Below are 13,209 nucleotides of genomic sequence, written 5' to 3' on the forward strand. Positions count from 1 at the left end.
TGAATAACAAAGAGCCGCGCAATGCGCGGCTCTTTGTTATTCACGGGGCCCTGCCGGCGTTTAAACGCCGGACTTCAATTGCAGCAAGTCCCAGCGATTGCCGTACAAATCCTCGAACACCACCACGGTGCCATATGCTTCCTCGCGCGGCTGCTCGCTAAAGCTCACGCCCGCCGCCGCCATGCGGCGGTAATCGCGCCAGAAATCGTCGGTATGCAGGAAGAAACCGACGCGGCCGCCGGTCTGCGTGCCCACCACCGCCTGCTGCCGCGCATTGCTCGCCTTGGCCAGCAGCAGCGCGCACTCGCTCGCCCCCGGCGGCGCCACGCGCACCCAGCGCTTGTCCTCGCCCTGCCGTTCGTCCTCCAGCAACACAAAACCCAACTTGTCGACATACCAGGCGATGGCTTCATCGTAATCCGTCACCACCAGGGCGATCGAACCCAAAAACTGTTTCATCTCACGCTCCAAACAAAAACGGCGTCCCCGAGGACGCCGTGACCCGCCTAGCCAAGCCCCAGTGGGCCAAGCCGACAGCGCTTACTTGCCGATATGCGGCGCCAGCGTGTGCAGCAGCTGCGCCAGCACTTTCGGGTTGGCGGCGACGATGTCGCCGGACTCCAGCCAGCCCTGCTCGCCGGACAAGTCGGTGACGATGCCGCCCGCTTCCTGCACGATCAGGCTGCCTGCGGCGATGTCCCAAGGCTTGAGGTTCAGTTCCCAGAAGCCTTCCACGCGGCCGCAAGCCACATTGCACAAGTCCAGCGAGGCCGCGCCTTCGCGGCGCACGCCGGCGGTCTTGGCCAGCACATCCTTGAGCATGCCCAGGTATTGGTCGATATAGCTTTGGTCGGACACCGGGAAACCGGTGGCGATCACGCATTCATTCATCATGAAGCGCTTGGACACGCGGATGCGGCGATCGTTGAGGAAGGCGCCGACGCCGCGCGAGGCGGTGAACAGATCGTTGCGGTTGGGGTCGAAGACCACGGCTTGCTGCACCTGGCCCTTGTGCGCCAGCGCGATGGAAATCGCGTACTGCGGGTGGCCATGCAAGAAGTTGGTAGTGCCGTCGATGGGATCGATGATCCACTCGTATTCCGAGGAACCGATGCCTTTCGCGCCGGACTCTTCTGCTAGAATCGCGTGCTTGGGATAAGCTTCCAGAATGGAAGCGATGATGGACTCTTCCGCGGCGCGGTCCACTTCGGTCACGAAGTCATTGTGTTTCTTGCGCTCTACGCGCACCGCGTCGAGATTCAGCGACGCGCGCTGGATGACACTGCCGGCGCGGCGAGCGGCTTTCACCGCGACATTGAGCATCGGATGCATTGACGGCCTCTACACTTTCAACCATGACAGACGTCCGCCACATGACGCGACGTCTGCTAGTAACAATCTGGGTTAAGGAACAAGAAAAACCCGGCGCAATCGGGCAAGGCGACATGCCTGCCCATCCGGCAAGCGCTGGCCTTGCGCGCAAAACGGCGCGCGGGCTTTTCGATAAGCCGGCTATTTTAATGTGAAACTGCTGATGAATAAACCCCAAGTACCTGATTTTCTGAAAAACATTCGCGTGGTGTTGGCGCGGCCCAACCATCCGGGCAATATCGGCTCCGCCGCGCGGGCGATGAAGACCATGGGCCTGAGCCGGCTGTATCTGGTTGAACCCAAAGTGTTTCCCAGCGACGAAGCCAATACCCTGGCCTCCGGCGCGGTGGATCTGCTGGAGCAGGCCACCGTGGTGTCCAGCCTGGCCGAGGCCTTGCAAGACGTCACCATCGCCTGCGCGCTGACCAGCCGCCGCCGCGAGCTGACCACCCCGCTGTCCACCCCGCGCCAGACCACGCCGGAATTGGTGGCGCGCGCCCGCGCCGGCGAACAGGTGGCCCTGGTGTTCGGCAATGAAACCTTCGGCCTGTCGATCGAAGAAGTCGAGCAATGCAATCGCCTGGTCACCATTCCCGGCAACCCGGACTACTTCTCGCTGAACCTGGCGATGGCGGTGCAGGTGATGACTTATGAGCTGTTCAGCCACACCGGCGTGGACGTCGACTACCTGCGCGCGGACAGCGACGCGGCGGCGCTGGGCGAGGTGGAAGGCTTCTGCGGCCACCTGGAACAGACCATGGACAAGATAGGCTATTTCCGCCGCCGCAACAGCGAGCGGATGATGCGCCGGATGCGCACCCTGTTCAACCGCGCCGGCCTGCTGCGCGAGGAAATCGACATCCTGCGCGGCTTCCTCAAACAGGTTCAGCGCGCCGCCGACGGCGAAGTCCGCCGCGATGCCCCCGCCAAGGATGACGACTAAGCCGCTGTTCACCCTGCCCTACGCGCACCCGGCGGTGCGCGATCTGGCTTTTCTGCTGACCGCCCCGGCGCCGTGGAACAGCGGCGCCGACATCGCGCCGCAACGGCTGCTGGGCGCCGACGGCCCGGCACTGCTGCAAGCGCTGGACGCCGATCCGGCCGAACTGCACGGCTGGCTGGCGCGCCAGCCCACCCGCCGCCTCGGCCATTACGCGGAACGGCTGCTATCGTTCTGGTTCCGGCTGGCGCCGCATATCCAGCTGCTTGCCAACAATCTGCCGGTGCGCGGCCCGGACGGCCGCACCATCGGCGAGTTCGACTTCCTGCTGCGTCTCGACGGCCAGCCGCTGCACCTGGAAACCGCCAGCAAGTTCTACCTCCAGCTGGGCCGCGACGCGGACACCCTGACCGGCCCCAGCCTGCGCGACGCCTGGGCCTTGAAAGCCCGTAAATTGCAAACCCAGCTGCGCCTATCTCGCCACCCGGCGGCCCAAGCCATGCTGCCGTCGGGTTTTGCCGGCTGCGCGGTAGGCGCCCGGCTCAGCGGCTGGCTGTTCCACGCCCTGGACACCGCGCCGGAACCGCCGCCGCAGGCCCAACCGCTATACGGGCAATACTGGCCGCTGCGCGGCGAATGGCCGGCCTCCAGCACGGCCTCGCGCTGGGCCTGGCTGCCCAGACTGAGCTGGCTGGCGCCGGCGCGGCTTGGCTTCGAACAGACCCATACCGCGGCGGCATTGCGCGCGCAGCTGGAACAGGCGGCGGCGCCGCAATTGCTGGCGGAGCTGCAAGCCGGCGCCGATGCTTGCTGGCATGAAGTGGCGCGCGGCTTCGCCGTGCCACCCGGCTGGCCGCAGGAAGCGCCCTTGTCGCGGCTATTGGAACAAATCGCCGGCAGCCCTAGCCCATGAAAAAAGGCAGGCTCATGGCCTGCCTTTAGCAATGCGGCGCTGCGCGTTCAATGCCCGTTGGCGTGCGCGCAACCGGAGATCAGCGCCTTGAGCTCATCCACCATCACCAGCTGGATATGCTTATGGTCTACCGTGATCCAGCCTTGCTGCTGGAACTTGGACAACGTGCGGCTGACGGTTTCCAGTTTCAGGCCCAGGAAGCTGCCGATTTCCTCACGGCTCATGCGCAGGATGAAATCATTGGCGGCGAAGCCACGAGTGGACAGACGCTGCGACAGATTGAGCAGGAAGGCGGCCAAGCGCTCCTCCGCCTTCATGTTGCCCAATAGCAACATTACATTCTGATCACGAACGATTTCGCGGCTCATCAAGCGGTAGAAATGGTGCTGCAGCGTGGGAATTTCGCGTCCCAGGCTCTCCATGCGGCTGAACGGCAGTTCGCACACCTCGCTGTCTTCCAGCGCAATGGCGTCGCAACCGTGTACATTGGCGGAAATGCCGTCCAGGCCCATCAATTCGCCGGACATATGGAAGCCGGTGACCTGTTCACGGCCGTCCTGGCTGGCGACGCTGGTCTTGAAGAAGCCGGTGCGCACCGCGAACAGCGAACGGAAGCCCTCGCCGCTGCGGAACAGGTACTCGCCGCGCTTCAAACGGCGGCTCTGGCGGATCACCGCGTCAAGCTGGGTCAACTCCTCGCGGTTGAGCCCAACCGGCAGACAGAGTTCCTTCAGGCTGCAGTTGGAGCAGGAGACCTTCAGGTTATGCAAAGAGATATGGTTCTGATCGGACATGGCATGTTTAGTGCAAGCTTGCGCTGAAGCTTGACCCTTATCAAAGCGAAATTCGCAGGATTTCCGCAAATTTACCAGTCCACCAGAGGTTTTGCTATCCAAATACGACATGAAGACCACCCACCCATTTTCTCCTGCCCATTTTGAATTCGACCGCGCGCTGATCGAGCGCCTCGACGGGACAGGTCCTAGATATACGTCATACCCGACTGCGGATCGCTTTACGCCGGGTTTCGCCGAAACAGACTACATCCACTGGCTACGGCAGCGCAGCATCGGCGCCAACCGTAAACCTTTATCATTGTACGCTCATATACCTTTTTGCAACACTATCTGCTACTACTGCGGTTGCAACAAGATCATCACCAAGGACAGCAGCAAGGCTGACTTGTACCTGGACTATCTGGAAAAAGAAGTCCGCATGGTCGCCTCCTGTCTGGGGCGCCGCGAGCAGGTGATACAGCTGCATTTCGGCGGCGGCACCCCCACCTTCTTGTCCGACGCGCAACTGGAACGACTGATGACCTTGCTCAAGACTCATTTCGAGTTCTTGAAGGAGGGGGAGTATTCCATAGAAATAGACCCGCGCAAAGTCAGCGCCGCGACAATCTTCAAGCTGGCCGAACTCGGCTTCAACCGCATCAGCGTCGGCATTCAGGACTTTGAGCCGGCGGTGCAGCAGGCGGTGAACCGGGTGCAGTCAGAAGAGGAAACGCTGGAGGTGATCCAGGCCGCGCGCGATGCCGGCTTCAAGTCGGTCAGCGTAGACCTGATCTACGGCCTGCCGCTGCAGACCCGGGAATCGGTGCGCCGCACGCTGGACAAAGTGATCGCCATCGGGCCGGACCGGCTGGCGCTGTACAACTACGCCCACCTGCCCACCGTGTTCATGCCTCAGCGCCGCATCAACGAGGCCGACCTGCCCTCGGCGGAAACCAAACTGGATATTCTGCAAGACTCGGTGCAGCGCCTGGCCGACGCCGGCTATGTCTTCATCGGCATGGACCACTTCGCCAAGCCGGACGACGAGCTGGCCACCGCGCTGCGCCAAGGCCGGCTGCAGCGCAATTTCCAGGGCTATTCCACCCACGCCGACTGCGACATGATAGGTCTTGGCGTGTCGTCAATCGGCAAGGTCGGCCCCTGCTACAGTCAGAGCGCCAAGGATCTGGACAGCTACTACGCGGCGCTGGACAGCGGCCACCTGCCGGTATTGCGCGGGCTGACGCTGGACAATGACGACATCCTGCGCCGCAGTATCATCCAGGGCCTGATGTGCCGCTTCTCGCTGTCGGTGGAGGCGCTGGAGGAAATCCACGGCATCAACTTCGCCGAGTACTTCGCCGAAGAACTGCCGCAGATCCGCGAGTTCCAGCAACTAGGCCTGCTGTCCTTCGACGGCGACTTCATCATGGTGGAACCCAGGGGGCGCTTCCTGATCCGCAATATCGCGATGATCTTCGACCGCCACCTGCGCGAGCGCCGCACTCAGGCGCGCTACTCCAAGACCATTTGAGCTTGCTCCACAGCAAAACAGCCCGCGTCGAAACGCGGGCTGTTTATCGTTGGAACCAGGTTCAGACTTACCAGATGTCTTTTTCCACCTTGGCCGCCAGTTCCGGGTAATCCGCCACCTTGAACACCGGAGTGGACTCGCCCTGCTTCAACTGGCGCTCGTAATCCTTCAGCACGATGAAGAAATAGCGCGACAGCAGCACGATGGCCACCAGATTGATCAAGGCCATCAAGCCCATGGCGAAGTCGGCCATGTCCCATACCAACGGCAGACTGGCCACCGCGCCGAACATCACCATCGCCAGCACGATCAGGCGGAAAGCCAGCAATATCCGCTTGTTGCTGCGGATGAACTCGACATTGCCCTCGGCATAGGCGTAATTGCCGATGATGGTGGAAAACGCGAACAGGAACATCGCCACCGCCAAGAAGGACGCGCCTATCGGCCCGAACTGCGCCTCGATCGCCTTCTGCGTCAGCGCCACGCCGCTCAAGCCCTGGTCGTGCACGCCGGACAACAGGATGATGGCCGCGGTGGCGGTACAAATCACCATGGTGTCGATGAAGACGCCGAACATCTGGATCGCGCCCTGGCTGGCCGGATGGCGCGAAGTCGCCGTCGCCGCCGCGTTGGGGGCGGAGCCCATGCCGGCCTCGTTGGAGAACAGGCCGCGCTTGATGCCCAGCATCATCGCCTGGCTCACCGCGTAGCCGGCGAAGCCGCCCGCCGCTTGCTCCAGGCCGAAGGCGCTCTTGACGATCAGCACGATCAGGCCCGGCAGCTCGGCGGCATGCACCGCCAGCACATAGAAGGTCATCAGCAGGTAAATCGCCGCCATTACCGGCACCAGCCATTCCGCCACCCGCGCCACCGAACGGATGCCGCCAAAGATGATGGGGGCGGTCATCACCACCAGCGCCACGCCCACCATATAGCGGTTCCAGCCCCAGGCGCCCTCGGTGGCCGCCACGATGGAGTTGGCCTGCACCGCGTTGAACACCAGGCCGAAGGCCAGAATCAGGCACAACGCGAAGACCACGCCCAGCCAGCGCTGGCCCAGGCCTTTTTGAATGTAATAGGCCGGGCCGCCGCGGAAGGTATCGTCATGGTGATTGGTCTTGAACAGCTGCGCCAGGGTCGACTCGGCAAAAGCGCTGGCCATGCCCAGCATCGCGGTCAGCCACATCCAGAACACCGCGCCGGGACCGCCGGCGGCGATGGCGATGGCCACGCCGGCGATATTGCCGGTGCCCACCCGGCTGGCGAGGCCGGTGGCAAAGGCCTGGAACGGCGAGATGTCGCCCTTGCTGCGGTGGCCGCCACGGCCCCCCATCATTTCGCGCCAGCCGCGCGCGAACAGCCGCAGCTGCAACAGGCCGGAGCGCAGCGAGAAATACACACCGACGGCCAGCAGCAGGCCGATCAGCACCTTGCCCCAAATCACATCATTGGCGGCATTGATAAAAGAATGAAGCAACTCCATGATTCCTCTTAAAGCTCTGAGCGTGACAATCTGGAAATGGGCGACGCGCGCCGGAAGGATTTCAGACTGGAAGGTTGGTTTCTGCCCCGGTCTTGATGCCGGGATGAGGGCTTATCACGGGTTCACGATCTGCTGCGCGTCGTGAGACGTCACACGATGAATGCGGCTCTGAAATGCTCATGCGCCAAGCACATTCCGCTTCCTCAGCCATTTTCGCCTTGTCTCGCTCTTGCCCGCGAGATCGTGAATCGGCTCTAAAACCCTGAATCGAGCCGCCGCGGCGATCGTCACGCGGGCCGATATGGGCGGCTCAAACGCACCAGAACAGACTGAGCGATGACGCTATTTTGTCAGACTGTTTCCATGCGAAACCCGGCGAATTTAGCAAAATAGAGTGTTTGCTGGCAATGGAATTCACACGCGGTCGCTCTGCCTCCACCACCGCGCAAGCAACACCATAAGCATATTTATTCAGCTGTTATTCCTGACAGCGTCCGACGCGGCAAAACACCAATAGCATTTTAAATGACCAAGGCATTTTTTTGGCAAGCCATGCCAATAACGCCCAGCAGGCGTCGCACTGCACTGCGCTTCTGGCTGATATAGCCCTTAGTCATTGCCAAGCTTGCCGTCCATCGCTCAGCTCTCTTGCCCGAAAATTGCCTATTCTGGTACAGACACGGCCAAGAACCCTATTGCGGGCGCCGCCGCCATCGCCGGGAGCGAGATGATGACAACACCCATGGTAAGGTTGATGCAAGGTCTGAGCTACCCCAGCCGTTTCGCGCTGATCGGCGCGGTATTCGCGGCGGCCCTGCTCTATATGGTGTACGGCCTGTACCGCACCAATCAGGACAATATCGACTTCTCGCAAAAAGAAAGAGTGGGCGTCGCCTACATCCAGCCGCTGAACCGGGTGCTGGGCGCGCTGGAACTGGCGCAGGACCTGGCGGTGCGAGCCGCGCAGGGCAACGCCGCCGCCAAGGCCGCACAGCCGGAGGCCGTGGCCCGACTCGACCAGGCATGGACGCAGTTGCAAAACGCCCATGCCCAATCCGGCGGCGCCCTGCAGAGCGAAGACGCCTGGAAAACCGCCAGCGCGGCGCGCGCGGCGCTCGCGCAACTGGGCAGCGCCCCGCCCGACAAGATCATCGCCGGTTTCGACAATGCCGCCGACAAACTCAACACCCTGCTGGGCGTCGCCAGCGACAACTCCAACCTGACGCTGGACCCGGACATCGACAGCTACTACCTGATGGACGCGGCCACCACCAAGCTGCCGACGCTGGCCAACACCATAGGCGAGGCGCTGGCCTGGGCCGCCAAGCCCGAAACTGGGCAAGCGCTGACGCCGGCCGAGCGCGACCGTCTGGTCGAATTGCGCCCGCTGATCAGCAGCGCGCTGGACGGCCTGAACAGCGACCTGGCCAAGGCCCAGGCCTATAATTCCGCGGTCAAGAGCACGCTGGACGCCGACAATCAGCAATTGGCAGCCTTCCGCCAGCTGCAAGTGACGGCCATAGACGGCGCGGTGGCGGGCAAGACCGGCTCGGCGCTGGGCGTGGCCGGCCTGGCGGCGCGCAGCGCCAGTGTCATCACCCATTTCAGCGATAGCGCGCTGCAGAACCTGGATGGCTTGCTGCAGGCCCGCATCGGACGGATGCAAGGCCAGCGCAATCTGTATATCGGCATCGGCCTCGCCACCATGTTGCTGGCCAGCTTCCTGTTCCATCAGCTCTATCTATCCATCACGCTGCAACTGGGCGGCGAGCCCTTCTATGTGCAAAGCGTGGTCGAACAACTGGCAGCCGGCCAGTTGGGCATCCAGATCCAGCTGCGCGCGCAGGACAACAGCAGCCTGCTCGCCGCCATCGGCCAGATGCGCAATCAGCTGCGCGAAACCGTCGTCCAGCTATTGGACACCTCGCGCGAAGTCAACGCCGCGGCCGACCAGATGGCGCAAAGCGCGCAGAACATCAGCCATAGCAGCACTCAGCAGACCCAGTCGGCGGCCAGCATGGCGGCGGCGATCGAGCAACTGAGCACCAGCCTGATGGTCAGCGCGGAACAGTCGGAACAGGCCAACCAGCTGTCCCGCACCGCGGTTAGTCAGTCCAGCGAGGGCAACGCCATCATCAGCGAGGCCGGAGCCAGCATGGACAGCATCGTTCGCGATGTGAGCTCGGCTTCGGAAACCATAGGCGCGCTGGGCAAACAGTCGGAATCCATCGCCAGCATCGTCGACGTGATCCGCGATGTCGCCGATCAAACCAATCTATTGGCCTTGAACGCCGCCATCGAGGCGGCGCGCGCCGGCGAACAAGGCCGTGGCTTCGCCGTGGTTGCCGACGAAGTGCGCAAGCTGGCCGAGCGCACCGCGCAGTCCACCACCGAGATCAGCGGCATCGTGTCCGAGATTCAGTACACCTCGCAGCAGGCCATCGCCAATATGCAGACCGGGATGAGCGCCATCATGCAAGGCCAGGACAATACCCGCAGCGCCGGCGCCAGCATCGCCACCATCCGCCAGTGCGTGGACCAGGTGCTGGACAGCATCCATCAGATCAGCCAGGCGCTGCGGGAGCAGAGCAGCACCAGCCAATCACTGGCGCAGAACGTGGAAGACGTGGCGCGGATGTCGGAAACCAATGCCAGCGCCGTCGAAGCCAGCGCCCAGACCGCGAGCGAGTTGCAAGCGGTGTCGCAGCGGCTGGGGCAGCTAGCCGGCCGCTTCAGCGTCTAAGAACCTGTTCAAAGTCTCGCGAGCAAGAGCGAGACAAGGCGAAAACGGCTGAGAAAACGGAATGTACGGTTGGTACATGAGCATTTCGAAGCCGGTTTCAACGCCCATTTCTATCCATCCCGCCGATGCGCAGCAGACTATGAACAGGTTCTAAGAACCTGTTTACGATCTCCCGAGTACGAGTGAGCTCGTCAACCCCTGCTACCCCGCCGCCAGCAGATCCAGCCGGTCGGTGCAGACACTATCCACGCCCCAAGCCAGCAGCCGCTCGGCGTCGGCGGGCCGGTTCACCGTGTAGCACAGCAATTGAAAGCCAGCTTGCTTGATCGCGGCGGCCAACTCCGCGCTCAGGCCCAGATAATCGCAGTGCAGCGCGATGCAGCCCAGTTCGCGCAAGCCTGTCTCCCAGTCCGCCGGCACCTGCTCCACCAGCCAGGCGCGCGGCACATGCGGCACGGCTTCGCGCGCTGCGCGCAGCGCTTCCGCGGAAAAAGACGACAGCAAGGGCGGAACCGGAGCCGCGGCCCATAGCCGCGCGGCCGCGGCCGCCACCAGCGCGCCGGTGTCCTTCTCCCGCCCCGGGCAGGGCTTGATCTCGATGTTCAAGGCGATGTCCTGGGCCAGGCAGTAGGCGGCGACATTGTCCAGCGTCGGCATCGGCTCGCCGGCAAACGCCGCGCCCTTCCAGCCGCCGGCGTCCAGCCGCGCCAATTGCGCCATGCTCATCGCCGCCGCCGCGCCGTGGCCGTTGCTGGTGCGCTCCACCGTGTCGTCGTGCAACAGAAAGCAGACATCGTCGGCGGACAGTTTCACATCGCACTCGGCGCCGCAATAGCCGTAGCGCCGGCCTTCGCGGAAGCCGGCCAAGGTGTTTTCCGGCGCCAGGACGCCGCCGCCGCGATGGGCGATGAAGCGCGGATAAGGCCAGGCCGGAGTGGAACCGGAGTCAGACATAAGGGCTTCCTTGAGCTTGCCGCGTGGGCAAAAGGGGCTATTGTCGCCGCGACGGATTGCAGGTGGATGACGAACTCCCAGTATGGCAACAGCCGCCATTGCAAAGCAAAGGCGGCTGTTGTGAGCGCATGACGCGGCCTGGATTTACTGATAAGTCAGCGCATTGGCCTTGCCATGGAACACCCGGTAAACAAAGGCGGTGTACAGCAGGATCACCGGCAACACCACCGCCGCGCCCCAGAAGATCACCCACAGCGCCGCGGTGTCGCTGGCCGCGTGCCAGATGTCCAGCCGGCCTATCACCACTTCCGGGAACACGCTATAGGTCAGCCCCCAGAACGACAGCAGCACGACGCCAACGGTGCAGGCAAACGGAGCCCAGCACCAGTTATCGTTGCCGGCGGCCTGGCGCACCGCCAAGCGCGGCAGGATCACCCACAAGGTGGCGAACAGCACGATGCAGCCCAGCGGCAGCGGCAATAGCAGCAGGAATTCCGGCAAGGCGAACCACTTGGCGGCGATATGGCTGCTGGCCAGCGGCGTGGCCACCGACACCAGCAGCACCGAAAGCCCCGCGCCGGCCAGGCTGCGCCGCGCCCAGGCCACCGCCTTGGCCTGCAAGGCGCCGCTGGTCTTCATGATCAGCCAGCCGGCGCCCAACAGCGTGTAGGCCGCCGCCAGGCCGATCCCGGCCAGCAGCGCGAAGCCCCAGGCCAGCCAGCCGTCGGCGAAACCGGTCAGATAGCGGCCCAGCATCACGCCCTGGGTCAGCGCCGCCAGCAGCGAGCCACAGGCGAAGGCGACATTCCACCACGGCTTGTGCGGCTCGCGCGCCTTGACGCGGAAGTCGAAGGCCACGCCGCGCACGATCAGGCCGGCCAGCATCAGCGCCACCGGCAGATACAGCTCGCCGAGGATGATGCCGTGCGCCAGCGGGAAGCCCACCAGCAACAGGCCCACGCCCAGCACCAGCCAGGTTTCGTTGGCGTCCCAGAACGGACCGATGGACGCGATCATCATGTCCTTCTCGTCATTGCTGGCGAAGGGCAGCAGCAGCCCGACGCCGAGATCGTAACCGTCCAGCACCACATAGATGAGCATGGACAAGGCCATCAGGCCGGCGAATACCACCGGCAACCAATACGCGGCGCCACTCATGCCAGTTTCTCCTCGAGATGCGCAGTGTCAGCGCCGGACTGGCCGGCGGCCTTGCCGGCCATGTAGAACAATACCGAGACATAAGCGCTCAGCAGTACCAGATACAGGCTCAGATACATCGCCAGTGTCGACGCCACCATGCCGCCGGTCGCGGGACCCGCCGCCTGCGCCGTGGTCAGCACCCCTTCCACCAGCCACGGCTGGCGGCCGATCTCGGTCACATACCAGCCGGCCAGCGTCGCCACCCAGCCGGCGAAAGTCATGCCCACCAGCGCGCGCAGCATCAGCGGAGCCAATTGACCGCGGCGGCGCAGCTGCCAACAGGCCAGCCAGGACACCAGCAGCATCAGCGCGCCGACGCCCGCCATCACCCGGAAACTCCAGAACACCTTGCCCACCGGCGGATGCTGGGCGAACTCGTTGAGACCGCGGATCTCGCCGTTGGGATCATGGGTGATGATCAGGCTGGCCAGCTTGGGAATGCCCACCGCCATATCGTTCTGGCGGGTTTCCGCGTTGGGCAGCGCGAACAGCAGCAGCGGCGCGCCCTTCTCGGTGTGCCAGATGCCTTCGATCGCCGCCAGCTTGGCCGGCTGATGCTTGAAGGTGTTCAGGCCATGCATGTCGCCCACGAAGATCTGCAGCGGAATCAGCAGCGCCGCGGTGATCACCCCGGTTTTCAACGCCAGCTTGGCGCCGTCGCTGCGGTCGCCCTTCAGCCGGCGATAGGCCGACAGACCGGCGACCAGGAAGGACGCGGTCAGGCCGGAAGCGATCAGCATATGGCTGAGCCGGTACGGCAGCGAGGGGTTGAAGATCACCTCCAGCCAGCTGGTCACCACCGCCTTGCCGTTCACCATCTCGAAGCCGGTCGGGGTCTGCATCCACGAGTTCAGCGCCAGGATCCAGAACGCCGACACCGTGTTGCCGAAGGCGACCAGGAAGGTGGCCCAGGTATGCACCCGTTCCGACACCCTGGAACGGCCGAACAGCATCACGCCGAGGAAGGTGGCCTCCAGGAAGAAAGCGGTCAGGATCTCATACGCCAAGAGCGGGCCGGCGATATTGCCCACCGTCTGCATATAGCCGGGCCAGTTGGTGCCGAACTGAAAGCTCATGGTCACGCCGCTGACCACGCCCAAGGCAAAGGACAGCGCGAAAATCTTCACCCAGAAACCATAGGCGTCCATCCAGCCCTGTTGGCCGGTTTTCAGATAGCGCAGCTTGAAGAACAGCAGCACCCAGCCCATCGCGATATTGATGGTGGGGAACAGAATGTGAAAGGAAATATTGGCGCCGAACTGCATGCGCGCCAATACCAGCGGGTCAAAGTCCAT

11 protein-coding genes are annotated in these 13,209 nt (G+C 63.4%); 4 read left to right on the forward strand and 7 right to left on the reverse strand.

Annotated elements, in window-relative coordinates; all coding sequences use genetic code 11:
• Positions 1-60 precede the first annotated feature (60 nt).
• Both LQT98_RS17175 and LQT98_RS17180 read right to left on the reverse strand, forming a co-directional pair.
• Complete coding sequence (locus tag LQT98_RS17175; RefSeq protein WP_231463812.1) at positions 61-459, reverse strand: VOC family protein; 399 nt, start codon at positions 457-459, stop codon at positions 61-63.
• 81 nt (positions 460-540) lie between these two features.
• A complete protein-coding gene (locus tag LQT98_RS17180) occupies positions 541-1,332 on the reverse strand; it encodes an inositol monophosphatase family protein (protein ID WP_048411783.1) in 792 nt (263 codons plus the stop codon).
• Between the two features lie 202 nt (positions 1,333-1,534).
• On the opposite strand from LQT98_RS17180, the gene LQT98_RS17185 reads away from it, so the two are divergent.
• Both LQT98_RS17185 and LQT98_RS17190 read left to right on the forward strand, forming a co-directional pair.
• Complete coding sequence (locus LQT98_RS17185) at positions 1,535-2,314, forward strand: RNA methyltransferase (RefSeq protein ID WP_231463814.1); 780 nt, start codon at positions 1,535-1,537, stop codon at positions 2,312-2,314.
• Positions 2,304-3,224: a DUF1853 family protein gene (locus LQT98_RS17190; RefSeq protein WP_231463816.1), complete on the forward strand. Its 921-nt coding sequence runs from the start codon at positions 2,304-2,306 to the stop codon at positions 3,222-3,224. Before LQT98_RS17185 ends, LQT98_RS17190 begins: the two co-directional genes overlap by 11 nt.
• A 47-nt stretch (positions 3,225-3,271) precedes the next feature.
• Here the strand turns inward: LQT98_RS17190 and fnr are convergent, their stop codons facing one another.
• The gene (fnr, locus tag LQT98_RS17195) at positions 3,272-4,018 is read right to left on the reverse strand and encodes a fumarate/nitrate reduction transcriptional regulator Fnr (RefSeq protein WP_043590811.1); all 747 of its coding nucleotides are present in this window, start codon (positions 4,016-4,018) and stop codon (positions 3,272-3,274) included.
• A gap of 109 nt (positions 4,019-4,127) precedes the next feature.
• Between fnr and hemN the strand changes: the two genes are divergently transcribed.
• Positions 4,128-5,534 carry an oxygen-independent coproporphyrinogen III oxidase gene (hemN, locus tag LQT98_RS17200; RefSeq protein ID WP_048411780.1) on the forward strand — a complete coding sequence of 469 codons (1,407 nt, stop codon included), beginning with the start codon at positions 4,128-4,130 and terminating at the stop codon, positions 5,532-5,534.
• A gap of 67 nt (positions 5,535-5,601) precedes the next feature.
• Here the strand turns inward: hemN and LQT98_RS17205 are convergent, their stop codons facing one another.
• Positions 5,602-7,017: an alanine/glycine:cation symporter family protein gene (locus LQT98_RS17205; RefSeq protein WP_231463817.1), complete on the reverse strand. Its 1,416-nt coding sequence runs from the start codon at positions 7,015-7,017 to the stop codon at positions 5,602-5,604.
• A 754-nt stretch (positions 7,018-7,771) separates the two neighbouring features.
• On the opposite strand from LQT98_RS17205, the gene LQT98_RS17210 reads away from it, so the two are divergent.
• Complete coding sequence (locus tag LQT98_RS17210) at positions 7,772-9,760, forward strand: methyl-accepting chemotaxis protein (RefSeq protein ID WP_231463819.1); 1,989 nt, start codon at positions 7,772-7,774, stop codon at positions 9,758-9,760.
• A gap of 201 nt (positions 9,761-9,961) precedes the next feature.
• Here LQT98_RS17210 and ugpQ read toward each other — a convergent pair whose 3' ends face one another.
• The 3 genes from ugpQ to LQT98_RS17225 all read right to left on the reverse strand — a co-directional run bounded on the left by ugpQ (position 9,962) and on the right by LQT98_RS17225 (position 13,209).
• Positions 9,962-10,714, reverse strand: coding sequence for a glycerophosphodiester phosphodiesterase (ugpQ, locus tag LQT98_RS17215; protein WP_231463820.1), 753 nt, complete (start codon positions 10,712-10,714; stop codon positions 9,962-9,964).
• A 144-nt stretch (positions 10,715-10,858) separates the two neighbouring features.
• On the reverse strand, positions 10,859-11,872 hold the full coding sequence (locus tag LQT98_RS17220; protein WP_048411776.1) for a cytochrome d ubiquinol oxidase subunit II: 1,014 nt from the start codon (positions 11,870-11,872) through the stop codon (positions 10,859-10,861).
• A complete protein-coding gene (locus LQT98_RS17225; RefSeq protein ID WP_048411775.1) occupies positions 11,869-13,209 on the reverse strand; it encodes a cytochrome ubiquinol oxidase subunit I in 1,341 nt (446 codons plus the stop codon). Before LQT98_RS17225 ends, LQT98_RS17220 begins: the two co-directional genes overlap by 4 nt.

This window comes from Chromobacterium aquaticum, assembly GCF_021129195.1.
GTDB lineage: Bacteria > Pseudomonadota > Gammaproteobacteria > Burkholderiales > Chromobacteriaceae > Chromobacterium > Chromobacterium aquaticum.